The organism is Stenotrophomonas sp. FR012 (assembly GCF_047520565.2).
Lineage (GTDB): Bacteria > Pseudomonadota > Gammaproteobacteria > Xanthomonadales > Xanthomonadaceae > Stenotrophomonas > Stenotrophomonas sepilia.
In genome coordinates, this window is sequence record NZ_JAXBQL020000001.1 from 394,620 (window position 1) to 420,004 (window position 25,385).

22 protein-coding genes and 3 tRNA genes are annotated in these 25,385 nt (G+C 65.0%); all 25 read left to right on the plus strand.

What is annotated here, in order from left to right; genetic code table 11:
* The first annotated feature begins 99 nt into the window (after window positions 1-99).
* The 25 genes from ACM0O9_RS01885 to truB all read left to right on the plus strand — a co-directional run bounded on the left by ACM0O9_RS01885 (window position 100) and on the right by truB (window position 25,373).
* Window positions 100-1,077, plus strand: a complete 978-nt coding sequence (locus ACM0O9_RS01885; RefSeq protein WP_049414703.1) for an isopenicillin N synthase family dioxygenase — start codon at window positions 100-102, stop codon at window positions 1,075-1,077.
* 795 nt (window positions 1,078-1,872) lie between these two features.
* Window positions 1,873-2,628, plus strand: a complete 756-nt coding sequence (gene tpiA / locus ACM0O9_RS01890) for a triose-phosphate isomerase (RefSeq protein WP_005417939.1) — start codon at window positions 1,873-1,875, stop codon at window positions 2,626-2,628.
* 31 nt (window positions 2,629-2,659) lie between these two features.
* The gene (gene secG / locus ACM0O9_RS01895; RefSeq protein ID WP_065179767.1) at window positions 2,660-3,097 is read left to right on the plus strand and encodes a preprotein translocase subunit SecG; all 438 of its coding nucleotides are present in this window, start codon (window positions 2,660-2,662) and stop codon (window positions 3,095-3,097) included.
* A 51-nt stretch (window positions 3,098-3,148) separates the two neighbouring features.
* Window positions 3,149-3,233 (plus strand) — tRNA-Leu (locus tag ACM0O9_RS01900).
* A 111-nt stretch (window positions 3,234-3,344) separates the two neighbouring features.
* Window positions 3,345-3,701 (plus strand): NADH-quinone oxidoreductase subunit A, encoded by a 357-nt coding sequence (locus ACM0O9_RS01905; RefSeq protein ID WP_005417937.1) that lies wholly within the window; start codon window positions 3,345-3,347, stop codon window positions 3,699-3,701.
* Window positions 3,692-4,246 (plus strand): NuoB/complex I 20 kDa subunit family protein, encoded by a 555-nt coding sequence (locus ACM0O9_RS01910; protein ID WP_005417936.1) that lies wholly within the window; start codon window positions 3,692-3,694, stop codon window positions 4,244-4,246. Before ACM0O9_RS01905 ends, ACM0O9_RS01910 begins: the two co-directional genes overlap by 10 nt.
* A gap of 33 nt (window positions 4,247-4,279) precedes the next feature.
* Entirely contained in the window at window positions 4,280-5,029 is a 750-nt protein-coding gene (locus ACM0O9_RS01915) for an NADH-quinone oxidoreductase subunit C (protein WP_005410462.1), read from the plus strand.
* A complete protein-coding gene (locus ACM0O9_RS01920; RefSeq protein ID WP_005417935.1) occupies window positions 5,026-6,333 on the plus strand; it encodes an NADH-quinone oxidoreductase subunit D in 1,308 nt (435 codons plus the stop codon). The genes ACM0O9_RS01915 and ACM0O9_RS01920 overlap by 4 nt, the downstream gene beginning before the upstream one ends.
* A gap of 97 nt (window positions 6,334-6,430) precedes the next feature.
* The gene (gene nuoE / locus ACM0O9_RS01925) at window positions 6,431-6,958 is read left to right on the plus strand and encodes an NADH-quinone oxidoreductase subunit NuoE (RefSeq protein WP_005410460.1); all 528 of its coding nucleotides are present in this window, start codon (window positions 6,431-6,433) and stop codon (window positions 6,956-6,958) included.
* 4 nt (window positions 6,959-6,962) lie between these two features.
* Window positions 6,963-8,303, plus strand: a complete 1,341-nt coding sequence (gene nuoF / locus ACM0O9_RS01930; protein WP_005417934.1) for an NADH-quinone oxidoreductase subunit NuoF — start codon at window positions 6,963-6,965, stop codon at window positions 8,301-8,303.
* Entirely contained in the window at window positions 8,300-10,534 is a 2,235-nt protein-coding gene (gene nuoG / locus ACM0O9_RS01935) for an NADH-quinone oxidoreductase subunit NuoG (protein WP_053500857.1), read from the plus strand. The genes nuoF and nuoG overlap by 4 nt, the downstream gene beginning before the upstream one ends.
* Window positions 10,531-11,625 carry an NADH-quinone oxidoreductase subunit NuoH gene (gene nuoH / locus ACM0O9_RS01940; protein ID WP_005417931.1) on the plus strand — a complete coding sequence of 365 codons (1,095 nt, stop codon included), beginning with the start codon at window positions 10,531-10,533 and terminating at the stop codon, window positions 11,623-11,625. Before nuoG ends, nuoH begins: the two co-directional genes overlap by 4 nt.
* A 3-nt stretch (window positions 11,626-11,628) precedes the next feature.
* Window positions 11,629-12,117 carry an NADH-quinone oxidoreductase subunit NuoI gene (gene nuoI, locus ACM0O9_RS01945; RefSeq protein ID WP_005417924.1) on the plus strand — a complete coding sequence of 163 codons (489 nt, stop codon included), beginning with the start codon at window positions 11,629-11,631 and terminating at the stop codon, window positions 12,115-12,117.
* Window positions 12,118-12,126: 9 nt separating this feature from the next.
* Entirely contained in the window at window positions 12,127-12,783 is a 657-nt protein-coding gene (locus ACM0O9_RS01950; protein ID WP_005417923.1) for an NADH-quinone oxidoreductase subunit J, read from the plus strand.
* The gene (nuoK, locus tag ACM0O9_RS01955) at window positions 12,780-13,085 is read left to right on the plus strand and encodes an NADH-quinone oxidoreductase subunit NuoK (protein ID WP_005417921.1); all 306 of its coding nucleotides are present in this window, start codon (window positions 12,780-12,782) and stop codon (window positions 13,083-13,085) included. Before ACM0O9_RS01950 ends, nuoK begins: the two co-directional genes overlap by 4 nt.
* A gap of 7 nt (window positions 13,086-13,092) precedes the next feature.
* Window positions 13,093-15,258 (plus strand): NADH-quinone oxidoreductase subunit L, encoded by a 2,166-nt coding sequence (gene nuoL / locus ACM0O9_RS01960; protein WP_414603974.1) that lies wholly within the window; start codon window positions 13,093-13,095, stop codon window positions 15,256-15,258.
* Window positions 15,259-15,281: 23 nt separating this feature from the next.
* Complete coding sequence (locus ACM0O9_RS01965; RefSeq protein ID WP_005410452.1) at window positions 15,282-16,790, plus strand: NADH-quinone oxidoreductase subunit M; 1,509 nt, start codon at window positions 15,282-15,284, stop codon at window positions 16,788-16,790.
* A gap of 15 nt (window positions 16,791-16,805) precedes the next feature.
* A complete protein-coding gene (gene nuoN / locus ACM0O9_RS01970) occupies window positions 16,806-18,266 on the plus strand; it encodes an NADH-quinone oxidoreductase subunit NuoN (protein ID WP_065179770.1) in 1,461 nt (486 codons plus the stop codon).
* 127 nt (window positions 18,267-18,393) lie between these two features.
* A tRNA-Met gene (locus tag ACM0O9_RS01975) sits at window positions 18,394-18,470 on the plus strand.
* A gap of 82 nt (window positions 18,471-18,552) precedes the next feature.
* Window positions 18,553-18,629 (plus strand) — tRNA-Met (locus ACM0O9_RS01980).
* A gap of 367 nt (window positions 18,630-18,996) precedes the next feature.
* Window positions 18,997-19,587: a ribosome maturation factor RimP gene (gene rimP / locus ACM0O9_RS01985; RefSeq protein WP_005417913.1), complete on the plus strand. Its 591-nt coding sequence runs from the start codon at window positions 18,997-18,999 to the stop codon at window positions 19,585-19,587.
* Window positions 19,588-19,591: 4 nt separating this feature from the next.
* The gene (nusA, locus tag ACM0O9_RS01990) at window positions 19,592-21,103 is read left to right on the plus strand and encodes a transcription termination factor NusA (protein WP_005417911.1); all 1,512 of its coding nucleotides are present in this window, start codon (window positions 19,592-19,594) and stop codon (window positions 21,101-21,103) included.
* 92 nt (window positions 21,104-21,195) lie between these two features.
* Window positions 21,196-23,841: a translation initiation factor IF-2 gene (infB, locus tag ACM0O9_RS01995; protein ID WP_065179362.1), complete on the plus strand. Its 2,646-nt coding sequence runs from the start codon at window positions 21,196-21,198 to the stop codon at window positions 23,839-23,841.
* Between the two features lie 132 nt (window positions 23,842-23,973).
* The gene (gene rbfA, locus ACM0O9_RS02000; RefSeq protein WP_065179361.1) at window positions 23,974-24,357 is read left to right on the plus strand and encodes a 30S ribosome-binding factor RbfA; all 384 of its coding nucleotides are present in this window, start codon (window positions 23,974-23,976) and stop codon (window positions 24,355-24,357) included.
* 107 nt (window positions 24,358-24,464) lie between these two features.
* Window positions 24,465-25,373, plus strand: a complete 909-nt coding sequence (gene truB, locus ACM0O9_RS02005; RefSeq protein ID WP_005417888.1) for a tRNA pseudouridine(55) synthase TruB — start codon at window positions 24,465-24,467, stop codon at window positions 25,371-25,373.
* Window positions 25,374-25,385: the final 12 nt, after the last annotated feature.

The following is a 25,385-nucleotide window of genomic DNA, read 5'->3' on the forward strand; positions in this document are numbered from 1 at the left end:
GCGTTAATTCGCGCGCGGGTCGCGCATTGTATCGGTTTGTTTCTTCGTATCGAGTGGCGTCCCCCGGGCGATCTGTCACAATGTTCAGGCGGGCCATGAATGCGCTGGCCCCCCAGACCCAATGACAAGCCAGGAACCGCTGTGAGCCAGATCCCCACCCTCGACATCACCCGTTTCGACAGCGACCGCGAGGCCTTCGTGGCCGAGCTGGGCGCGGCCTATCGCCAATGGGGATTCGCGGGCATCCGCAACCACGGCATCCCGCAGGCCGACATCGACGCGGCCTACGATGCCTTCAAGGCCTTCTTCGCCCTGCCGGAAGAGGTCAAGCGCAAGTACCACGTGCCTGGCAGCGGCGGCGCCCGTGGCTATACCCCCTTCGGCGTGGAGACCGCCAAGGGCTCCAAGCACTTCGACCTGAAGGAGTTCTGGCACATCGGCCGCGAGATCGCCGACGACTCCAAGTACCGTGACGTGATGGCGCCGAACCTGTGGCCGACCGAAGTCGAGGGCTTCCGCGAGCGGGGGTACGGCCTGTACCAGGCGCTGGACAACCTGGGGTCGCGCGTGCTGTCGGCGCTCGCCCTGCACATCGGCCTGCCGGAGAATTTCTTCGCCGACAAGACCAACTTCGGCAATTCGATCCTGCGCCCGATCCACTACCCGCCGATCACCACCGACGACATCCCGAACGTTCGTGCCGGTGCTCATGGCGACATCAACTTCATCACCCTGCTGGTGGGTGCCAGTGCCGCGGGCCTGGAAGTGCAGTCGCACGACGGCGAGTGGGTGCCGTTCACCTCGGACGCGGACACGATCGTGGTCAACATCGGCGACATGCTGCAGCGCCTGACCAACCATGTTTATCCGTCGACCATCCACCGCGTGGTCAATCCTCCGGGCGAGCTGGCGCGCCAGCCGCGCTACTCGGTGCCGTTCTTCCTGCACCCGAACCCGGACTTCCTGATCGACGTGCTGCCCTCGTGCATCACCCCGGAGAACCCGAGCCGGTACCCGGAGCCGATCACCGCCCACGGCTTCCTCGAGGAACGCCTGCGCGAGATCAAGCTGAAGTAAAGAAAAGTGAGGCCGCCGAAAGGCGGCCTTGTTTTTTGCAGGGTCGCACCCTGCGCCCGCGGTAGTGCCGGCCGCTGGCCGGCAAGCCCAAAGCCAAGGCGGCTCTGGATTCGTGCCGGTTGAGCGGGGCGCTGTGGGTTGGCAGGACACGCCGTGAACCCCCAGACCGGCCCAGCCGCTGGCGGCTGTGCGTTCGGGCGCTTGCGAAGCAGTGCTTCGCAAGCAAAGCGCCCTCACCCATGGGGGCTCGATGGCGCCATCCATGGCGCCAACGGTCCTGCCAACTCACACCGCCCCACCCCCGACAGTTTCCCGGTGACGGTGGGTAAATCCCGATTCTCGGTAGGTGTCGACCTTGGTCGACACGGTAGATCCACGCCATGCGTGGATGAGATCTCTCGGATCGAAGTGGGGCAGGGGGTTGGTCCAGCCAGCATCAACCCGGAATGCAGCTTTTGCCTTTGCTCTTGTTCTTCTTTTTTCTTTCCGTGGCGGGCGGAACCGCCGGACTGTGTCAGAGGCCGGGCGGGTGGGGCTGCGCAGGGGCGTGAGCCGCATGGATGCGGCGATCGAGCTTACATGGACGTACTTGCAGCGCCCCCTGCGCAGTCCTACCCGCCCGGCCAAGCCCCAGATCTAGCCGGGCTCTCCGCGACCACCCAAACCCCGCCCCCCCCCCTCCGCCACGAGGGGCTGCGCCGTTGGCTGAAAATCCATGTAACCGCTTACAAGGAAACGGATTTTTGCCGCAACGGGTATCATGACCGGCTGACTTCACACAGGAGCCACCCGCTCATGCGCCGCAAGATCGTCGCCGGAAACTGGAAGCTGCATGGCAGCCGTCAATTCGCCAATGAACTGCTGGGGCAGGTGGCCGCCGGGCTGCCGCTGGAGGGCGTGGACGTGGTGATCCTGCCCCCGCTGCCGTACCTGGGCGAGCTGGTCGAGGACTTCGGCGCGACCGGCCTGGCCTTTGGCGCACAGGACGTGAGCAGCAACGAGAAGGGCGCCTACACCGGCGAAGTCTGCGCGGCCATGCTGGTCGAGGTCGGGGCCCGCTATGGCCTGGTCGGCCATTCCGAGCGCCGCCAGTACCACCATGAAAGCAGCGAGCTGGTCGCGCGCAAGTTCGCCGCTGCCCAGCATGCCGGCCTGGTCCCGGTGCTGTGCGTGGGCGAGACCCTGGAACAGCGAGAGGCCGGGCAGACCGAAACGGTCATCGCCAGCCAGCTGGCGCCGGTACTGGAACTGGTCGGTGCGGCCGGTTTCGCCAACGCCGTGGTCGCCTACGAGCCGGTCTGGGCCATCGGCACCGGCCGTACCGCCAGCAAGGAGCAGGCGCAGCAGGTGCACGCGTTCATCCGTGGCGAAGTCGCGCGTATCGATGCTAGAATCGCCGACTCACTGCCCATTGTTTACGGCGGTAGCGTGAAGCCCGACAATGCCGGGGAACTGTTCGCGCAGCCGGATGTCGATGGTGGGCTGGTCGGCGGCGCCTCCCTGGTGGCCGCGGACTTCCTGGCCATCGCACGGGCGGCGGCCGCGAACTAATCCTAGAAGTATTGTCCGAGGGCGGTTTCCAATGCTGATGTTGATCCTCAATGTCGTCTACGTGCTGGTCGCTGTGGCCATGATCGCGCTGATCCTGATGCAGCGTGGCTCGGGTGCGGCGGCAGGTTCGGGCTTTGGTGCTGGTGCCTCGGGTACGGTGTTCGGTGCGCGTGGCGCCTCGAACTTCCTGTCCAAGTCGACCAAGTGGCTGGCTGTCGTGTTCTTTGGCATCAGCCTCTTCATGGCCTGGTATGCCGGTCACGGCACCCGTCCGGCAGCCGACCAGGATCTGGGTCTGATGTCCGCCCCGGCAGCGGCTGCTCCGGCGGCTCCGGCGGGCGAGCTGCCGGCCGTCCCGAAGGCCGATGCGGTCCCGGCAGCCCAGGTTCCGGCCGCGAATGTGCCGGCTCAGGCGGAATCTTCGGTTTCTGGTGAAGAAAAGCCTTCAGAAGGCTCCCAGAAAGACTGAAGCCGGTTACAATACGCGGCGCATCGGAAAGATAGTCTGATGTGATCGTTTGCCCAGGTGGCGGAATTGGTAGACGCACTACCTTGAGGTGGTAGCGACGCAAGTCGTAGGGGTTCGAGTCCCCTCTTGGGCACCATTTGTAAGTAAAGCGGGTTCGTCTGGCGCGCAAGGCGCCAGGCAGGTTCCCGTCCACTCCCCCATGCCAAAGCGCCTGCAGGCGCGGCGGCAGAGGCAAGAGAGAATCGCTGTGCTGGCCGAATATTTGCCGTCTCTGCTGTTTCTGATCGTTGCCACCGGTATCGGCGTTACGCTGATGCTGGTTGGTCGATTCCTCGGTCCCCGCCGCCCCGATCTGGAAAAGCTGTCGCCGTATGAGTGCGGCTTCGAAGCCTTCGAAGACGCGCGCATGAAGTTCGACGTGCGCTACTACCTGATCGCGATCCAGTTCATCGTCTTCGACCTGGAAATCATCTTCATCGTGCCGTGGACCCAGGTCTTCATGGAACTGGGCGCCCGTTCGCTGGTCACCATGGGCCTGTTCGTCGGCATGCTGTTCCTCGGTTTCATTTACGTCTGGAAGAAGGGAGCGCTGGAATGGGAGTGATTCAGACTCTCGATGGCCTCATGAACAACCCGTCGCCGGAAGGCCGGGTTGATGACATCCTGCGGCCGGAAGGCGACAACCCGCTGCTGGAAAAGGGCTTCGTCACCACCAGCGTCGACGCACTGCTGAACTGGGCGCGCACCGGCTCGATGTGGCCGATGACCTTCGGCCTGGCCTGCTGCGCGGTCGAGATGATGCATGCCGGCGCCGCGCGCCTGGACCTGGACCGCTACGGCGTGGTGTTCCGCCCGTCGCCGCGTCAGTCCGACGTGATGATCGTGGCCGGCACCCTGGTCAACAAGATGGCCCCGGCGCTGCGCAAGGTCTACGACCAGATGCCGGACCCGAAGTGGGTCATCTCGATGGGTAGCTGCGCCAACGGTGGCGGCTACTACCACTACTCCTATTCTGTGGTGCGCGGCTGTGATCGCGTGGTGCCGGTGGACGTCTACGTCCCGGGCTGCCCGCCGACCGCCGAGGCGCTGGTGTACGGGATCCTGCAGCTGCAGAAGAAGATCTGGCGTACACAGACCATCGCCCGCTGACCCCTTCACCTGACTAGAGCGCGCCAAGCCCCCATGGCAGAGCAAGCATCCTTCATCGACCGACTCTCCGCACGTTTCGCTGGTGCGAAGGTCATCGTGGTCGAACCCCGCGGCGAAGTGACGCTGGAAGTGCCTGCCGCCGAGTGGCACGCCACCGCCCTGGCGCTGCGTGACGAGTTTGGTTTCGAGCAGGCCGTGGATCTGTGCGGCGTCGACTACCTCGGTTATGGCTCCGACGAATGGGACACCGCTGACGTGTCCTCGCAGGGTTTCAGCCGAGGCGTCGAAGGCAAGGCCCAGGGCCGCTTCGCGTGGGGCGAGTTCCCCACCGAGGAAAACGGTGCCGACGGTGCCCGCCCGCAGCACATGCCGACCCAGCGCTTTGCGGTGGTCGCGCAGCTGCGTTCCTACCAGCACAACCTGATGATGCACCTGCGCTGCTTCGCCCCTGACGAAGCACTGCCGGTGGTGTCCTCGCTGACCGGCATCTGGCCGGGCCTGAACTGGTTCGAGCGCGAGGCGTTCGACCTGTACGGCGTGATCTTCGAAGGCCACCCGGACCTGCGCCGGATCCTGACCGACTACGGTTTCGTCGGCCATCCGTTCCGCAAGGACTTCCCGCTGATCGGCAATGTCGAAGTCCGCTACGACGAAGAAAAGAAGCGCGTGATCTACGAACCGGTCACCTCGGTGGAGCCGCGCGTCGGCGTGCCGCGCGTGATCCGCGACGACGCCCGTCTGCAGACCGCAGAAGGTGAGCGCGCGCAGGAGGCAGTGAAGTGAGCCACGTACACCAGGCCGGCGAAGCATTCGCCAGCAACGCCGCCGAGAGCCGGCAGGAAATCCGCAACTACACCATGAACTTCGGCCCGCAGCATCCGGCCGCTCACGGTGTGCTGCGCCTGATCCTGGAAATGGACGGTGAAACCATCATGCGCGCCGATCCGCACGTGGGTCTGCTGCACCGTGGTACCGAGAAGCTGGCCGAGTCCAAGCCGTTCAACCAGTCGATCGGCTACATGGATCGCCTGGATTACGTGTCGATGATGTGCAACGAGCACGCGTACGTGCGCGCGATCGAGACCCTGATGGGTATCGAGGCGCCGGAGCGTGCCCAGTACATCCGCACCATGTACGATGAAATCACCCGCATCCTCAACCACCTGATGTGGCTGGGCTCCAACGCGCTCGACCTGGGCGCGATGGCGGTGATGCTGTACGCCTTCCGCGAACGCGAAGAGCTGATGGACTGCTACGAAGCGGTTTCCGGCGCGCGCATGCACGCGGCGTACTACCGTCCGGGCGGTGTCTACCGCGACCTGCCGGACCACATGCCGAAGTACAAGGAATCGCGCTGGCACAAGGGCAAGGCGCTGAAGCAGCTCAATGCTTCGCGCGAAGGCTCTCTGCTGGACTTCCTGGAGAACTTCACCGTCGAGTTCCCCAAGCGCATCGACGAATACGAAACCCTGCTGACCGACAACCGTATCTGGAAGCAGCGTACCGTCGGCATTGGCGTGGTCACTCCCGAACTGGCCCACCAGTGGGGCATGACCGGCGTGATGCTGCGCGGCTCGGGCATTGCCTGGGACCTGCGCAAGAAGCGTCCGTACGCCAAGTACGATGCCGTCGATTTCGACATCCCGCTGGGCAAGGAAGGCGACTGCTACGACCGCTATCTGGTCCGCGTTGCCGAAATGCGCGAATCCAACCGCATCATCAAGCAGTGCGTGGCGTGGCTGAAGGCCAACCCGGGCCCGGTGATGGTGAAGAACTTCAAGGTCGCTCCGCCCAGGCGCGAGGACATGAAGGACGACATGGAAGCGTTGATCCACCACTTCAAGCTGTTCAGCGAAGGCTACTGCGTGCCGGCCGGCGAGACCTACTCGGCGGTGGAAGCCCCGAAGGGTGAATTCGGCTGCTACCTGGTCTCCGATGGCGCCAACAAGCCGTTCCGCGTGCACCTGCGTGCGCCGGGCTTCGCCCACCTGTCCTCGATCGATTCGGTCGTGCGCGGCCACATGCTGGCTGACGTGGTGGCGATGATCGGCACCTACGACCTGGTGTTCGGCGAGGTTGACCGGTAATGCCGTCCGCCACGCCAACGCCCGCTGCAGGCAGCCGGCGCAAGCCGGCGCCGCAGTTTCTGGAATTTCACGTTATGCATTTCGCTGAGGTCGGCCGATGAAGGCGACAGGTAATTTCGAGGCGGCGCGCGACGTCGACCCGATGGTGGTGCTGAGCGACAAGACCCGCGCTCACATCGATCACTGGCTGTCCAAGTTCCCGCCGGACCGCAAGCGCTCTGCCGTGCTGCAGGGCCTGCATGCGGCCCAGGAGCAGAACCAGGGCTGGCTGACCGACGAACTGATCGCCGGCGTGGCCAAGTACCTGGACCTGCCGCCGGTGTGGGCCTACGAGGTCGCCAGCTTCTACTCGATGTTCGAGACCGAGAAGGTGGGCCGCAACAACGTGGCCATCTGCACCAACATCAGCTGCTGGCTCAATGGCGCCGAGGACATCGTGCGCCATTGCGAGAAGAAGCTGGGCATCAAGCACGGTGAATCGACCCCTGACGGCCGCGTCTATCTCAAGCGCGAGGAAGAGTGCCTGGCCGGCTGCGGTGGCGCGCCGATGATGGTCATCAACGGTCACTACCATGAGCGTCTGACCCTGGAAAAGGTCGACGAGCTGCTGGACGGGCTGGAGTAAGGGCATGGCACATCACCACGAATCCAAGGGTCCGGTCGGCCCCGCGCCGCTGCCGCACCAGGTGGTCTATACCACCCTGCATTACGACACCCCGTGGTCGTACGAAAGCTACCTGAAGACCGGTGGCTACGCTGCCCTGCGCAAGATCCTCGAAGAGAAGATCCCGCCGGAGCAGGTCATCGAGATGGTCAAGGCCTCGGGCCTGCGCGGCCGCGGTGGCGCCGGCTTCCCGACCGGCCTGAAGTGGTCGTTCATGCCCAAGGGCAACATGCAGAAGTACATCCTCTGCAACTCGGACGAATCCGAGCCGGGCACCTGCAAGGATCGCGACATCCTGCGCTACAACCCGCATTCGGTCGTGGAAGGCATGGCGATCGCCTGCTACGCCACCGGTTCGACCGTGGGCTACAACTACCTGCGCGGTGAATTCCACCACGAGCCGTTCGAGCACTTCGAGCAGGCCCTGGCCGACGCCTATGCGAACGGCTGGCTGGGCAAGAACATCCTCGGCAGCGGCGTGGACATCGACATCTACGGCGCGCTGGGCGCTGGCGCGTACATCTGCGGCGAAGAAACCGCGCTGATGGAATCGCTGGAAGGCAAGAAGGGCCAGCCGCGCTACAAGCCGCCGTTCCCGGCCAACTTCGGCCTGTACGGCAAGCCGTCGACGATCAACAACACCGAAACCTATGGCTCGGTGCCGGCAATCATCCGCAACGGCCCGGAGTGGTTCAAGGGCCTGAGCCTGACCGCCAACGGCGGCCCGAAGTGCTTCTCGGTGTCCGGCTGCGTGCAGAACGGCGGCAACTTCGAAGTGCCGCTGGGCACCACCTTCGATGACCTGCTGGAGATGGCCGGTGGCCTGCGTCCGGGCCGCAAGCTCAAGGGCGCGATCCCGGGCGGCGTGTCGATGCCGGTGCTGACCGCGGCCGAACTGAAGGGCCTGCCGATGGACTACGACACCATCCGCGCACTGGGCTCCGGCCTGGGTTCGGGCGCGATCGTCGTGCTCGACGACAGCGTCTGCTGCGTCAAGTTCGCCTGCCGCATCAGCCAGTTCTTCCACAAGGAATCCTGCGGCCAGTGCACCCCCTGCCGTGAAGGCACCGGCTGGATGCACCGCGTGCTGGAGCGCATCGTCGCCGGCAAGGCCACGATGGAAGACCTGCACCAGCTGAAGGCAGTGGCCGGCCAGATCGAAGGCCACACCATCTGTGCGTTCGGCGAAGCGGCTGCATGGCCCATCCAGGGCTTCCTGCGCCAGTTCTGGGACGAGTTCGAGTACTACATCGTCAACGGTCATTCGATGGTTGACGGCAAGAAGGTGGAGGCAGCCGCTGCATGAGCGCGCAACCCGTAAATCCGAGCGTCCCACCCGATCACGTCACCATCGAGATCGATGGCAAGTCGCTGGTCGTGCCCAAGGGCTCGATGATCATCCAGGCCGCTGACAAGGCCGGCATCTCCATTCCGCGCTTCTGCTATCACGAGAAGCTGCCGATCGCCGCCAACTGCCGCATGTGCCTGGTGGACGTGGAGAAGTCGCCGAAGCCGGCGCCGGCCTGTGCCACCCCGGTAATGGACGGCATGAAGGTCGCCACCCGCAGCGAGAAGGCGCTGAAGTTCCAGCGCTCGGTGATGGAGTTCCTGCTCATCAACCACCCGCTGGACTGCCCGATCTGCGATCAGGGCGGCGAGTGCGAGCTGCAGGACGTGTCGCTGGGCTATGGCCGTTCGGTCAGCCGCTTCAACGAGCGCAAGCGCGTGGTGCCTGACGAGGACATGGGTCCGCTGGTCGCCACCGAGATGACCCGCTGCATCCAGTGCACCCGCTGCGTCCGCTTCACCGCCGACGTTGCCGGTACCTACGAACTGGGTGGCATGTACCGCGGTGAGAACCTGCAGATCGGTACCTTCGACGGCAAGCCGCTGACCACCGAGCTGTCCGGCAACGTCGTCGACGTCTGCCCGGTCGGCGCGCTGACCAACAAGGTGTTCCAGTTCCGCGCCCGCCCGTGGGAACTGACCGCGCGTGAGTCGCTGGGCTATCACGACGCGATGGGTTCGAACCTGTTCCTGCACGTGCGTCGCGGCGAAGTGCTGCGCACCGTGCCGCGCGACAACGAAGCCGTGAACGAGTGCTGGCTGTCCGACCGTGACCGCTACTCGCACCAGGGCCTGTACAGCGAAGACCGTGCGGTCAAGCCGCTGCGCAAGGTCAACGGCGAGTGGAAGGAAGTGAGCTGGGCCGAAGGCCTGGCCGCGGCCGCCGAAATCCTCAAGGCCAACCAGGGCGACAACCTGGGCGTGCTGGTGCACCCGTCGACCTCGAACGAGGAAGGCGCACTGCTGGCCCGCCTGGCCAAGGGCCTGGGCTCGGGCAACATCGACCACCGCATCAACAACCGCGATTTCTCCGACGCCGCAACCGCCGAAGTGTTCGGCCTGCCGCTGGCCGAGATCGAGGGCGCCGACCGCATCGTGGTCCTGGGCAGCAACATCCGCCACGAACTGCCGCTGCTGCACGCTCGCCTGCGCAAGGCGCAGACCACCAAGGGCGCGAAGATCCACGTCGTCAATCCGGTGGACTTCGACTTCGCCTTCAGTGTCGCCGGCAAGCAGATCGTTGCCCCGTCGAAGTTCGTCGACGCGCTGGCCAACGCCGAGCTGCGTTCGGCAGTGCAGGGCGGCAACAACACCGTGCTGATCGTTGGTGGCATCGCCGAGAACCACCCGCAGGCTGCCGCGATCCGCGCTGCCGCGCGTGACTTCGCTGCCGCTACCGGTGCCAAGCTGTGCCGCATCCCGCAGGGCGCCAACGCCGTTGGCCTGACCCGCGCCGGCGTGCTGCCGGCTGGCAAGGACGTCGCCGCGATGCTGGCGCAGCCGCGCCAGGCCTACGTGGTGTACGGCCTTGAGCCGGGCCTGGACTTCGCCGACGCCCCGGCCGCCCGCAAGGCGCTGGCCGGTGCCCAGGTGGTGGCCTTCAGCCAGTTCGCCTGCGCCTCGACCCGCGACGTTGCCGACGTGATCCTGCCGATCGGTGCGCTGCCGGAAATCGATGCCACCCTGACCAACCTCGATGGTCGCGAGCAGTCGGCCCGTGCCGGCGGCAAGCTGCCGGGCGAGGCCCGCGAAGGCTGGCGCGTGCTGCGCGCACTGGGCGGCGACATGGCCCTGGCCGGTTTCGACTTCACCGACCTGGCCGGCCTGCGTGCCAGCCTGGCCCCGGTGTCGGTCACCGTCGCTGCTTCGGCGCAGCCGGCAGTTGCCGGTGAAGGCCTGGAAGTGGCTTCGACCGCCGCGATCTACCGCACCGATGCGGTGGTCCGTCGCGCGCCGGCACTGCAGTCGCATCCGCTCAACAACGCCCCGCGCATCGTGCTGAACGCAGAAGATGCCGCTCGCCTGCAGCTGCAGGAAGGGCAGATGGCCAAGGTCGGCACCGACGCCGGCAAGGCCACCCTGCCGGTGGTGGTCGACGCCCGCGTCGCTGCGGGTTCGGTCTGGATTGAATCGGGCCACGGCGCGACCGCGCCGCTGGGTGCCGCTCGCGTATCGGTGGTGGCTGCATGAACGAATTGCTGTTGAACGCGGTCGACCCGCTGCACCAGTGGCTGCTGGGCCTCGGTGACATCGGCGCGCTGATCTGGATCATCCTGAAGATCCTGGTGATCGCCGTGCCGGTGATCATCTCGGTGGCCTTCTACGTGGTCTGGGAACGCAAGCTGATCGGCTGGATGCACGTCCGCCACGGCCCGATGTACGTGGGCATGGGCATCTTCCAGGCCTTCGCCGACGTCTTCAAGCTGCTCTTCAAGGAAGTGGTCCAGCCGAGCAGCGCCAACAAGGCGATCTATCTGCTGGCCCCGCTGATCACCCTGGCCCCGGCCTTCGCGGCCTGGTCGGTGGTGCCCTTCGATTCGCAGATCGTGCTGTCCAATGCCAACGCCGGCCTGCTGTACCTGCTGGCGATGACCTCGCTGGGCATCTACGGCATCATCCTGGCCGGTTGGGCGTCCAACTCGAAGTACGCGTTCCTGGGTGCGATGCGCGCCTCGGCGCAGATGATCAGCTACGAAATCGCCATGGGCTTCGCCCTGGTCGGCGTGATGATCGCCTCGGGCAGCCTGAACCTGAGCAACATCGTCGCTGCGCAGGCCGGCAGTTCCGGCTTCTTCGACTGGTTCCTGCTGCCGCTGTTCCCGCTGTTCGTCATCTACTGGGTGTCGGGCGTGGCTGAAACCAACCGCGCGCCGTTCGACGTGGTGGAAGGCGAATCGGAAATCGTTGCCGGCCACATGGTCGAGTACTCCGGCGGTGCGTTCGCCCTGTTCTTCCTGGCCGAATACGCGAACATGATCCTGATCAGCTTCCTGATCTCGATCTTCTTCCTCGGCGGCTGGCTGAGCCCGGTCCAGGGCTGGCTTGATCTGGGTAACGTCTCGCCGCTGGTCGACTGGATCTGGAAGGGCGGTGCACCGTGGCTGTTCGTCAAGGTGTTCTTCTTCGCCAGTGCCTACATCTGGTTCCGTGCCAGCTTCCCGCGCTTCCGCTATGACCAGATCATGCGCCTGGGCTGGAAGGTCTTCATCCCGCTGGCCATTCTGTGGATCGCGGTTACCGCCGTCATGGTGTTCTTCGGCGTGATTCAAAAGGGCGTCTAAGTGATGAACAGGATTACCCATTACTTCAAGAGCCTGCTGCTGCTCGAACTGCTGGCCGGCCTCTGGCTGACGCTGAAGTACAGCTTCAAGCCGAAGTACACGATGATGTACCCGATGGAGAAGTTCCCGCAGTCGCCGCGCTTCCGTGGCCTGCACGCCCTGCGCCGTTATCCCAACGGCGAAGAGCGCTGCATTGCCTGCAAGCTGTGTGAAGCGGTGTGCCCGGCGCTGGCCATCACCATCGACTCGGCCAAGCGCGAGGACGGCACCCGCCGCACCACCCGCTACGACATCGACCTGTTCAAGTGCATCTTCTGCGGCTTCTGCGAAGAAAGCTGCCCGGTGGACTCGATCGTCGAAACCCACATCCTCGAGTACCACTTCGAGAACCGTGGCGAAAACATCGTTACCAAGCCGCAGCTGCTGGCCCTTGGCGACCGTCTCGAGTCCGAGATCGCCGAGCGTCGTGCCGCCGATGCCGCTTACCGCTGAGGTCGAGAGATGGATTGGGTAAATATCGCTTTCTGGGTGTTCGCCATCGCGGCAACGGTTTCGGCCGGTGCGGTGATCAGCGTGCGCAACCCGGTTCACGCCGTGCTCTGCCTGGTGCTGACCTTCTTCTCCATTGCCTGCGTGTGGCTGCTGGTGGGGGCCGAGTTCCTCGGCGTGGCCCTGGTGCTGGTCTACGTAGGCGCGGTGATGGTGCTGTTCCTGTTCGTGGTGATGATGCTGGACATCGACCCCACCAAGCTGCGTGAGGGCTGGGTGCGCTACCTGCCGGTCGGCCTCATCGTCGCGGTGGCGATGCTGGCGCAGATGCTGATCCTGATCGGCGTCAAGGCACGCTCGGTCACGCCGTTCCCGGCCGACAACGCCGCTGCGGTCGCCGCCGACAGTTCCAACATCACCTGGCTGGCACGCACGCTGTTCACCGAGTACCTGCTGCCGTTCGAGTTCGCCGCCGTCATCCTGACCGTGGCCGTGGTTGCCGCCGTCATGCTGACCCTGCGCCGTCGTACCGGCGTCAAGAGCCAGAACCCGGGCGAGCAGACCATGGTCAAGGCCGGCCAGCGCCTGCGCATGGTCAAGATGGGTGCCGAAGCACCGGTCGTGCACAGCAACAGCAAGCCGGCCACCGGCGAGGAGACCCAGCCGTGATTACCCTTGGCCACATCCTTGCGCTTGGCGCGGTGCTGTTCGCCATCAGCCTGGCCGGCATCTTCCTCAACCGGAAGAACGTCATCGTCCTGCTGATGTCGATCGAACTGATGCTGCTGTCGGTGAACATCAACTTCGTCGGCTTCTCGCGCCAGCTGGGCGACCCGTCCGGCCAGCTGTTCGTGTTCTTCATCCTGACCGTCGCCGCCGCGGAAGCCGCCATCGGCCTGGCGATCCTGGTGACCCTGTTCCGTACCCGCCGCACGATCAATGTCGGCGAAGTCGATTCGTTGAAGGGCTGATCCACAGATGGAAATCACTCTCTCCAAGAGTCTGTTGATCGCAGTGGTGCTTGCGCCGCTGTTCGGCAGCATCATCGCCGGCCTGTTCGGTCGCCAGGTCAAGCGCTTCGGCGCGCAGACCATCACCATCCTTGGCGTCGCGGTGGCCTGCGGCCTGTCGATGTACACGCTCTACCAGCTGCTGTGGGGCGGCGCACAGCCGTTCAACCAGAACATCTACACGTTCTTCGAAGTCGGCCAGTACTCGGCCCACGTCGGCTTCATGGTCGACAAGCTGACCGCGATGATGATGGTGGTGGTGACCTTCGTGTCGCTGCTGGTCCACATCTACACGATCGGCTACATGCAGGACGATCCGGGCTACCAGCGGTTCTTCAGCTACATCTCGCTGTTCACCTTCTCGATGCTCACCCTGGTGATGAGCAACAACTTCCTGCAGCTGTTCTTCGGCTGGGAAGCGGTGGGCCTGGTGTCGTACCTGCTGATCGGCTTCTGGTTCAAGCGCCCGACCGCGATCTTCGCCAACATGAAGGCGTTCCTGGTCAACCGCGTCGGTGACTTCGGCTTCCTGCTCGGCATCGCCGGCGTGCTGTGGGTGTTCGGCACCCTGGACTACTCGCAGGTGTTCTCGCAGGCCGGCATGCTGGCTGATCCGCGCGCCCAGCTGCAGATCTGGGACGGCACGATCCTGGGCATGCAGCTGCTCAACGAGCCGGTGATCTGGTCGATCGCTACCGTCATCTGCATCTGCCTGTTCATTGGTGCCATGGGCAAGTCGGCCCAGGTCCCGCTGCACGTGTGGCTGCCCGACTCGATGGAAGGCCCGACCCCGATCTCGGCACTGATCCACGCCGCGACGATGGTGACCGCCGGTATCTTCATGGTCACCCGCATGTCGCCGCTGTTCGAGCTGTCGCAGACCGCGCTGAACTTCGTGCTGTTCATCGGTGCCACCACCGCGTTCTTCACCGGCCTGATCGGTATCGTGCAGAACGACATCAAGCGCGTCGTCGCGTACTCCACGCTGTCGCAGCTGGGCTACATGACGGTTGCACTGGGCGTGTCGGCCTACTCGGCAGCCGTGTTCCACCTGATGACCCACGCCTTCTTCAAGGCGCTGCTGTTCCTGGGTGCCGGCTCGGTCATCATTGCCATGCACCACGAGCAGGACATGCGCAAGATGGGTGGCCTGCGCAAGTACATGCCGATCACCTTCATCACCATGTGGATCGGTACGCTGGCACTGGTGGGTACGCCGTTCTTCTCCGGCTTCTACTCGAAGGACACCATCATCGAGGCCGCCGAGCTGCACGCGCACCTGTCCGACAACTGGGTGGCCACCTACGGCTACTGGGCAGTGCTGGGTGGCGTGATCGTCACCAGCTTCTACAGCTTCCGCCTGCTGTTCCTGACCTTCCACGGCAAGGAGCGTTTCCGCGACGTGCATCATGACGATCATGGTCACGCCCATGACGCTCACCACGCCGCCGACGCCCACCACGGCGATGCGCATCACGATGACCACGGCCATGGCCACGGTCCGCATGAGCCGCACGAAACCCCGTGGGTGGTGACCTTGCCGCTGATCCTGCTGGCCATCCCGTCGATCGCCATCGGTTTCTTCAGCATCGGTCCGATGCTGTACGGCACCGACTGGGCCGGCCATCATGCCCACTATGCCATCAAGGGCCAGGCGCATACGTTCTTCACCGGAATCGTCGACTTCTACGATCCGGCCAAGAACACCATCGGCTTCCTGGGTGAGGAGTTCCACGGCCCGGTCGCCTTCGCGCTGCACGGCATGATGGCTCCGGCGTTCATGCTGACCGTTGCGGGCTTCCTGCTGGCCGCACTGTTCTACCTGTGGAAGCCGGACCTGTCGGGCAAGGCGCGCAAGACGTTCGCTCCGCTGGTGTCGGTGCTGGAAAACAAGTACGGCTTCGACAAGCTGTGGATCGATGGCTTTGCCGGTGGCAGCGTCAAGCTGGGCAAGGTCTCGCGCTGGATCGACAGCAACATCGTCGACGGCGTGGTCAATCTCTCGGCACGTGTTGTGGACGTTGCAGCCGGCGTGCTGCGTCGTACCCAATCCGGTTTCCTCTATCACTACGCCTTCGCGATGATCATCGGCCTGATTGCCCTGCTGGGCGTGCTGATGCATTACCTGCGTTGATGACCTGTACGGAATAAGAAGACGTGTCGAACTGGCCTCTACTCAGTGTCCTCATCTGGCTGCCGATCATCGGTGGCGCCCTGATCCTTGCGATCCGTGATGCGCAGACCGCCCGCTGGGCGTCGCTGGGCGTAGCGGTGCTGACGTTCGTGGCGAGCCTCTCGCTGCTGAGCGGCTACAACGCGGGCATCGACGGTCTGCAGTTCGTCGAGACCCATGCCTGGATCCCGGCGTACAAGATCGGCTACAACCTGGGCGTGGACGGCATTGCCGTGGCGCTGATCTTGCTGACTACCCTGGTCAGCGTGCTTGCCCTGATCGGCGCCTGGAGCGCCATCGACAAGCGCGTGAACCAGTACGTGGCGGCTTTCCTGATCCTGGAAGGCGTCACGGTCGGTATCTTCGCGGCGACGGACGCGATGCTGTTCTACGTGTTCTTCGAGGCGATGCTGATCCCGATGTTCCTGATCATCGGTGTCTGGGGCGGCCCGCGTCGCATCTACGCTGCGCTGAAGTTCTTCCTGTACACCTTCCTCGGCTCGGTGCTGATGCTGGTGGCACTGATCTACCTGTACATGAAGGGCGGCAGCTTCCAGCTGGCCGACCTGTATGCACTGCCACTGTCGGCCAAGGAACAGACCTGGATCTTCTTCGCGTTCCTGATCGCCTTCGCGGTCAAGGTGCCGATGTTCCCGGTCCATACCTGGCTGCCGGACGCCCACGTGGAAGCGCCGACCGCCGGTTCGGTGATCCTGGCCGCCATCGCCCTGAAGATCGGTGGCTATGGCTTCCTGCGCTTCAACCTGCCGATCGTCCCGGACGCGTCGCAGGAATGGGCCTGGCTGGTGATTGCGCTGTCGTTGATCGCAGTGATCTACGTTGGCCTGGTCGCCCTGGTGCAGGACGACATGAAGAAGCTGATCGCCTATTCGTCGATCGCGCACATGGGCTTCGTCACCCTGGGCACCTTCATTGCCCTGTGGCTGGTCCGTGAAGCCGGCAACGCCGATGCCGCCCGCCTGGGCCTGCAGGGCGCCATGGTGCAGATGATCTCGCACGGCTTCGTCTCCGGCGCGATGTTCTCCTGTGTCGGCGTGCTGTACGACCGCATGCACAGCCGCCGCATCGCCGATTACGGCGGCGTGGTCAACGTGATGCCGTGGTTCGCCACCTTCGCCATGCTGTTCTTCATGGCCAACGCGGGCCTGCCCGGTACCAGCGGTTTCGTTGGCGAGTTCATGGTCATCCTGTCGGCCTTCCAGCGCAATCCGTGGATCGCGCTGGGCGCGGCCACCACCCTGATCATCGGCGCCGCCTACACCCTGTGGCTGTACAAGCGCATCTTCTTCGGTGAAGTGGCCAACAGCCATGTTGCCGAACTGAAGGACATCAACGGCCGCGAATGGCTGGTGCTGGGCGTGTTCGCCATCGGCGTGCTGGCCCTGGGCATCTATCCCAAGCCGCTGACCGACCTGATGGAGCCCTCGATCGCGAAGCTGGCGATGCAGATCGCATCCAGCAAGCTGCTGTAATTCCAGGATTTGATGATGACCACCTCGCCGCTGCTGCCATTGACCGCCGCTGACCTGCCACCGCTCGCTCCCGAGCTGGTGCTGATCGGCAGCGCCTTCGCCCTGATGATCCTCGACCTGTTCGTCAGCAACCGGAACAAGATCGTCACCCACCTGTTCTCGCTCGCTGCGCTGGCCGTGGTGCTGTTCATGCTGGTCACCGGCGTGGGCGGGCAGGGCGAGGTCTTCCATGGCATGTTCGTGCGCGATACCGCCGCGGACGTGATGAAGACCGGGATCGTGCTGCTCAGCGGCCTGACCCTGGTCTACGGCTGGCGTTACCTGCGTGACCGCAACCTGTTCCAGGGCGAGATCCCGGTGCTGATCCTGTTCGGCACCGCCGGCATGATGATCCTGGTGTCGGCCGGCAGCCTGCTGATGGTCTACCTGGGCCTGGAACTGCTGGCGCTGTGCTCCTACGCCCTGGTCGCCAGCAACCGCGAAAACGGCCTGGCCTCGGAAGCGGCGATGAAGTACATCGTGCTCGGCTCGCTGGCCTCTGGCCTGCTGCTGTACGGCATGTCGCTGATCTACGGCGCTACCGGCAGCCTGCACCTGGACGTCATCCGTGACGCCATCCCGCACTCGGAAGAGCGCGTGCTGCTGATCACCGGTGCGGTGTTCATGATCGCCGGCGTCGCCTTCAAGCTGGGTGCCGCACCGTTCCACATGTGGCTGCCGGACGTGTACCAGGGTGCCCCGGCACCGATCGCACTGTTCATCAGCTCGGCGCCGAAGCTGGCCGCCTTCGGCATGGCCTACCGCCTGCTGGAAATGGGCGTGGGTCCGCTGTCGACCGAACTGCAGCTGCTGATCGCCGGCCTGGCCGCAGTCTCGCTGGTCATCGGCAACCTGATGGCCATCGCGCAGAGCAATCTCAAGCGCATGCTGGCGTTCTCCACCGTCTCGCACATCGGCTTCCTGCTGATGGGCATCGCCGGTGGTGGCGCACAGGGCTATGCCGCTGCGCTGTTCTACGCACTGGCCTACGCCATCATGTCGACCGCCGCCTTCGGCGCGATCATCGCGCTGTCGCGTGCCGGCTTTGAAGCCGAGAACATCGAGGACTTCAAGGGCCTCAATGCCCGCAACCCGTGGATGGCCGGCCTGGTGCTGTGCATCATGGCGTCGCTGGCCGGCATCCCGCCGTTCCTGGGCTTCTGGACCAAGCTGGCGGTGCTGGGCGCGGCCGTCAACGGCGGCCTGCTGTGGCTGGCCATCCTGGGCGTGCTGTGCGCCGTGGTCGGCTGCTTCTACTACCTGCGCGTCATCAAGGTCATGTACTTCGATGAGCCGGTGGGCGAGGCCATGCCGCGCAACAACGACCGCGTGCTGGGTGTGGTGCTGGGTGTCAATGCCCTGGCGCTGCTGGCCTTGGGCCTGGCCTGGAACCCGATCATGGTCTGGTGCCAGCAGGCATTTGCGCATCTTGCATAAAAGTTGACACAAAGCTGCGCGATTCGTGTAATATGCGCAGCCTGAGTTGTCACTGCAGCGGTTCAGCCAGAACATCGTTGCGGTAGCCTTCCTCGAAAGAGCAGGGCAGCAGTTCAAACACTTCCGGTGCGGGGTGGAGCAGTCTGGCAGCTCGTCGGGCTCATAACCCGAAGGTCGCAGGTTCAAATCCTGCCCCCGCTACCAACTTCGGATCGGCGCCAACCGATTTGATGAATGAGGGGAAGCTTGCAGTTTTTGGAGCAACCGCTCATAATTCCGCTTCTGATGCGGGGTGGAGCAGTCTGGCAGCTCGTCGGGCTCATAACCCGAAGGTCGCAGGTTCAAATCCTGCCCCCGCTACCAAGTAAGGAGATCGCCTTCGAAGTGCTGCTTCGAGGGCGTTTTTCTTTGGGGTCTGCGTCGTTTCTGCGTGATCGGGGTCAGATCCCTTTTCCCGTGGAAAAGGGGTCTGACCCCGGGTCCGCACCTTGCACCAGCGCGGTGCAGCCGCTATCATCAGCGGCCTAGCAGTACCCCTGAAGGCGGCCTCCCAGCGGGAGTCCGGACCCGGAAGGAGGGCCGCAACCGGCAGGCAATGCAGGTTGCAACCGGAATCCAGTCACCGGAGTCTTTCCGGAAAAGGGGCCCAACGGGCCCTTTGTCGTTTCCGGGGCGTCATGTTTCCACGCCGGCCAAGGCCGGCACCCAACCATAGAGATCAAGGCAGGCTGTGAGCGACAAGGCAACCGACATCGCGAATCTGCTCGCCCCGACCGTTGTGTCGCTGGGCCTGGAGCTGCTGGGCGTTGAGTATCTGCCGGCCCCCGGCGGTGCGACCCTGCGCCTTTACATCGACGTGCCGCTGGCTGAACAGCCCGAGCGCATCATCAATGTCGACGACTGCGAGCGGGTCAGCCGCGAAGTCTCGGCGCAGCTGGACGTCGAAGACCCGATCAGCGGCAACTACACGCTGGAAGTGTCCTCGCCGGGCGTGGACCGCCCGCTGTTCAACCTGGAGCAGTTCGGTCGCCACCAGGGTGAATCGGCCAAGGTCACGCTGAAGCTGCCGCAGGACAACCGTCGTCGCCTGCAGGGCCGCATCGAAGCGATCGACGAGGCTGCGGGCACCATCACCTTCATCGTCGACAAGGCTGAAGTGGTCGTGTCGGCCGACAACATCGACAAGGCACGGATCATGCCCGACTGGGTGGCGCTGGGGCTGGCCCCGAGCAAGCCGACCGGTCCGGCGCCGAAGCGTCCGAAGCCGAACACGAATTCTTCTTCCAACGAGCCGGCGGCAAAGAAGCCGCGCGCGGAGTGAGCCAATGAGCAAGGAACTGTTGCTGGTAGTCGACGCAGTCGCCAACGAGAAGGGCGTGCCGCGTGAAGTGATCTTCGATGCCATCGAGGCCGCCCTGGCCTCGGCAGCGAAGAAGCGCTATCCCGAGGAGGAAGTGCTGACCCGCGTGGTCATCGACCACAAGGATGGCAGCTACGAAACCTTCCGCCGCTGGGAAGTGGTGGCCGATGACGTGGTGATGGAATCGCCGGATCGCCAGATCCGCCTGATGGACGCCGTCGACGAGGCCGAAGGCGTCGAGGTCGGCGACTACATCGAAGAGCAGATCGAGAACCCGGACTTCGGCCGCATCGCTGCCCAGGCCGCCAAGCAGGTCATCGTCCAGCGCGTGCGCGAAGCCGAGCGCCAGCAGGTCGTGGATGCATGGAAGGATCGCGTGGGTGAGCTGATCACCGGTGTGGTCAAGCGCGCCGAGCGCGGCAACATCTACGTCGACCTCGGTGGCAATGCCGAAGGCTTCATTCCGAAGGACAAGGGCATTCCGCGCGACGTGCTGCGTGCCGGCGACCGCGTGCGCGGCTACCTGGCCGAAGTGCGCTCGGAGCCGCGTGGCCCGCAGCTGTTCATCAGCCGCGCCGCGCCGGAGTTCATGATCGAGCTGTTCAAGCTGGAAGTGCCGGAAGTCGGCCAGGGCCTGGTGGAAATCAAGGCCTGCGCCCGCGATCCGGGCGACCGCGCCAAGATCGCCGTGCTGGCCCACGACCAGCGCACCGATCCGATCGGTGCCTGCATCGGCATGCGCGGTTCGCGCGTGCAGGCCGTGTCCAACGAGCTCAATGGCGAGCGCGTGGACATCGTGCTGTGGAACGACAACCCGGCCAACTTCGTCATCAACGCGATGGCTCCGGCCGAAGTGCAGTCGATCATCGTCGATGAGGACAAGCACTCGATGGACCTGGCCGTTGCCGAAGACCGCCTGGCCCAGGCGATCGGCAAGGGCGGCCAGAACGTGCGCCTGGCCAGCCGCCTGACCGGCTGGCAGCTCAACGTGATGACCCAGGACCAGGTCACTGCCAAGTCGGAGGCCGAGCAGGCTGCCGCCCGCCAGCTGTTCATGGACAAACTGGAAGTGGACGAGGAAATCGCCGGCATCCTGGTCAGCGAAGGCTTCGGCACCGTCGAGGAAATCGCATATGTCCCGGTCGGCGAACTGCTGGCCGTGGAAGGTTTCGACGAGGACATCGTCGAAGAGCTGCGCGCTCGTGCCCGCGATGCGCTGCTCAATGAGGCCCTGGCAGTCGAGGAAGGCCTTGAAGACGGCCAGCCGGCGCAGGACCTGCTGTCCCTGAAGGGCATGGACGAAGCCACTGCATATGCGCTGGCCGGCCACGGCGTGCGTACCAGCGAGGACCTGTCCGACCTGGCCGCCGACGAGGTCATGGACTTCGGCATCGAAGGACTGGATCAGGCGCGCGCCGCTGCGCTGATCCTGGCCGCCCGTGCCGAGGAGATCGCCCGACTGGAACGCGGCGAATGAGCCGGCAATGAACAGGGCCCTGAGCCGCTCAGGGCGTAGAATCCGCGCCACCTCCAGATGCGGGGGGGCGCCCACAAGATCATAGGATCCGAATGTCGCAGCAAACCACCATCCGCAAGCTTGCCGAACTGGTCAACACGCCGGTCGAAAAACTGCTGGAACAGCTGGCCGGTGCCGGCATGAAGTTCAGCGGTCCCGACCAGGTCGTGACCAGCTCCGAGAAGGTAAAGCTCCTGGGCTTCCTTCGTCGTTCGCACGGCAAGCCCGAGCAGGCCCCGGAAGAGACCGATCAGTCTGCAAAGAAGATCACGCTCAACCGCCGGAAGCAGCAGGAAGTGACGGTCAATTCCGGTCGCAGCAAGACGACCGTGAATGTCGAGGTGCGCCAGAAGCGTACCTACGTCAAGGATGGTGCTCGCGCCATGACGCCGGACGAAGAGCGCGCCGACATCCTGCGCAAGCTGGAAGAGTCGCGTGCGCGCAACCTCGCCGAACAGCAGGCCCTGGCCGAGAAGGATCGTCTGCGCGACGAGGCCATCGTCCGTGCCCGTGAGGAAGAGGCCGCCGCCAAGGAACGCGCCGAGGCCGAGAAGAAGGCCGCCGAGGAAGCTGCGGCTGCGGCCAAGGCGGCCGAGGCACTGGCCGCCAGCAAGCCCAAGCGTGCTCCGATCGACGAAACCGCGCCGCGCCCGCCGCGCGCCCCGGCCGCCGCCCCGGCTGCGCCGCGTGGTGCTCCGCCGCCGCCGCGCAACGACGAGCGCAACAACCGCAGCGCGCCGCGCAACGAGCGTGGCCCGGGCGACCGCTTCGCCGGCCAGATGCACCTGTCGGCCGCCGACCGTGCGCGTCGTGGCAACAGCAACAACAGCAGTTCGCGTGGACGTCCGGGTGGGCGCAACCAGTCCGGTGGCCGTCGCGACATGTCGCGTGGTGGCAACAATGCCGGTCCGCACGCGTTCGAACGCCCGACCGCACCGGTCGTGCGTGAAGTCGCGATCGGCGAGACCATCACCGTGGCCGACCTGGCGCAGAAGCTCGCGCTGAAGGGCGGCGAGGTGGTGAAGGCGCTGTTCAAGATGGGCGTGATGGCGACCATCACCCAGTCCATCGACCACGACACCGCTGCGCTGGTGACCGAAGAACTCGGCCACAAGGCGATCCGTGCCAACGACAACGATGCCGAAGACGCGCTGCTGGCTTCGACCGGTGAAAACCAGGGCGAAGCCGTACAGCGCCCGCCGGTGGTCACCATCATGGGTCACGTGGACCACGGCAAGACCTCGCTGCTGGACTACATCCGCCGCACCAAGGTTGCCCACGGCGAAGCCGGCGGCATCACCCAGCATATCGGCGCCTACCACGTCGAGACGCCCAAGGGCGTCATCAGCTTCCTGGATACCCCGGGCCACGCCGCGTTCACCTCGATGCGTGCCCGCGGTGCCAAGCTGACCGACATCGTGGTGCTGGTGGTTGCTGCCGACGACGGCGTCATGCCGCAGACCAAGGAAGCGATCCAGCACGCCCGTTCGGCGGGTGTGCCGCTGATCGTGGCGATCAACAAGATCGACAAGTCCGGCGCCGACCCGATGCGGGTCAAGAACGAGCTGCTCTCCGAGCAGGTCGTGGCCGAAGAGTTCGGTGGTGACATCCAGATGGTGGAGATCTCGGCCAAGACCGGCCTGGGCATCGACGACCTGCTGGACGCGGTGTCGGTGCAGGCCGAACTGCTGGAACTGAAGGCCGTCGACGAAGGCCGCGCCTCGGGCGTGGTGATCGAATCGTCGCTGGACAAGGGCCGCGGCCCGGTCGCTACGGTGCTGGTGCAGCAGGGCCGCCTGAAGAAGGGCGACTACCTGGTGTGCGGTATCCAGTACGGCCGCGTGCGTGCGCTGTTCGACGAAACCGGCAAGCAGCCGGAGTTCGCCGGCCCGTCGATCCCGGTGCAGGTCCTGGGCCTGTCCGGTGTGCCGGAAGCCGGAGACGACTTCGTGGTGGTCGAGGACGAGCGCCTGGCCAAGGATGTTGCCCAGCAGCGTGAGACCAAGCGCCGTGAATCGCGCCTGGTCGCCACCGCTGGCAGCCGCATGGAAGACATCATGGCGACCCTGGGCAAGGGCGAGGGCCAGCAGGTTCTCAACCTGGTCATCAAGGCCGACGTGCAGGGTTCGGTGCAGGCCCTGAGCCAGGCACTGGTCGCGCTGTCCAACGAAGACATCCGCATCAACGTGATCCACTCCGGCGTCGGCGGCATCACCGAATCGGATGCCAACTCGGCGGCTGCTTCGAAGGCCACCGTCATCGGCTTCAACGTGCGTGCGGATGCTTCGGCCCGTCGCATCATTGAATCCAACGGCGTTGACCTGCGTTACTTCTCGATCATCTATGACGTGATCGATCAGGTGAAGCAGGTGGCATCCGGTCTGCTGGGCGTGGAGATCCGCGAAGAGATCATCGGTATCGCCGAGGTCCGCGACGTCTTCCGCAGCTCCAAGCTGGGCGCCGTTGCCGGCTCGATGGTCATCGAGGGCGTGGTCAAGCGCAACAAGCCGATCCGCGTGCTGCGCGACAGCGTGGTGATCTTCGAGGGCGAGCTGGAATCGCTGCGTCGCTTCAAGGAGAACGTCGAGGAAGTCCGCAACGGTACCGAATGCGGTATCGCGGTGAAGGCCTACAACGACGTCAAGCCGGGCGACCAGATCGAGTGCTTCGAGCGTATCGAAGTGCCGCGCACCCTGTAATGCTGCAAGGTGGCCCGACCAACGGTCGGGCCCTACCATGTACCTGTAGCGCCCGACCGTTGGTCGGGCGACAATCGAATCAAAGGTAGCGCCCGACCGTTGGTCGGGCGACAACTGAACCAAGAGCTGCTCGTGCCCAAGACTTTCCATCGAACCGACCGTGTCTCCGCCCAGCTGCGCCGTGAACTCGGCACCCTGGTGCACAACGCCGTGCGCGAGCACGGGTTGCCCTCGGTGAGCGTGTCCGACGTGGAAATCACCCGCGACATGGCCCATGCCAAGGTGTTCGTCACCGCCCTGATGCCGGAACGCTCGGCTGAAGCCGTGGCCGGCCTGAAGGAGCTGGGCTACCGCCTGCGCATGGACCTGGCCCGCGCGATGAAGCTGCGCCACGTGCCGGAGCTGCATTTCCACTACGACGACTCGGTCGACCGTGGTGAGCACATCGACAACATCCTGCGCGACCTGCCCGATACGCTGGCCGCGGAGAAGCGTCGCGGGAGCGACGACGAATAACCGCGCGACGCCGGGCATGCCCGGCGTCGTTGCATTCCGGCTGTGCGACGTCTGACGCAGACCGCGCTGCGGCAGCCGAGCATGGCTCGGCCCTACACATTTCTGCCATGACCCGAATTCAGTTCCGCCGCCTGGATGGCATCCTGCTGCTCGACAAGTCGACCGGCATGAGCTCCAACGCCGCCCTGCAAGTGGCGCGCCGCCTGTTCCGTGCCGAGAAGGGTGGCCACACCGGCAGCCTCGACCCGTTGGCCACCGGCCTGCTGCCACTATGCTTCGGCGAGGCCACCAAGATCGCCGGCCTGCTGCTGGGTTCGGCCAAGGCGTACGATGCCGAGATCGTCCTCGGCCAGACCACGGATACCGATGATGCCGAGGGCCAGGTGCTGGTGCAGCGCCCGGTGCCGGCGATCAGCGCCGAGGCCCTGCAGGCTGCGCTGGCGCCACTGACGGGGAACATCCGTCAGCGGGCTCCGATCTATTCGGCGCTGAAGCAGGGCGGGGAACCGCTGTATGTGAAGGCCCGCCGCGGCGAGGCCATCGAGGCTCCGGAGCGCGAGGTCCAGGTGCACGCGATCGAGGTGCTCGAACAGCTGCCCGGGCGCCTGCACCTGCGCGTGACCTGTGGCTCCGGCACCTATATCCGCAGCTTGGCCCGCGATCTCGGCGAACGCCTGGGCTGTGGCGCCCACATCAGCGCGCTGCGCCGGCTGTGGGTCGAACCGTTCCGCGCGCCGGCGATGGTCACCCTGGACCAGTTGCGGGCGATGGCCGAGGCCGGCGACGAGGCGGGCATGGACGCGCTGCTGCTGCCGCTGGCAGCCGGCCTGGCTGGATACCCGCGGGTCGACCTCGATGCCGGGCAGACCCACCGCTTCTGCGTCGGCCAGCGCCAGCGTGACGCGTCCTGGCCGCATGGCCTGGTGGCCGTGTTCGGTCCGGACGATGCTGTCCAGGGCCTGGGCCAGGTCGACGACAGTGGCCTGCTGGCCCCGCAGCGCCGTTTCAACCTCTGACCGGGGCAGGGT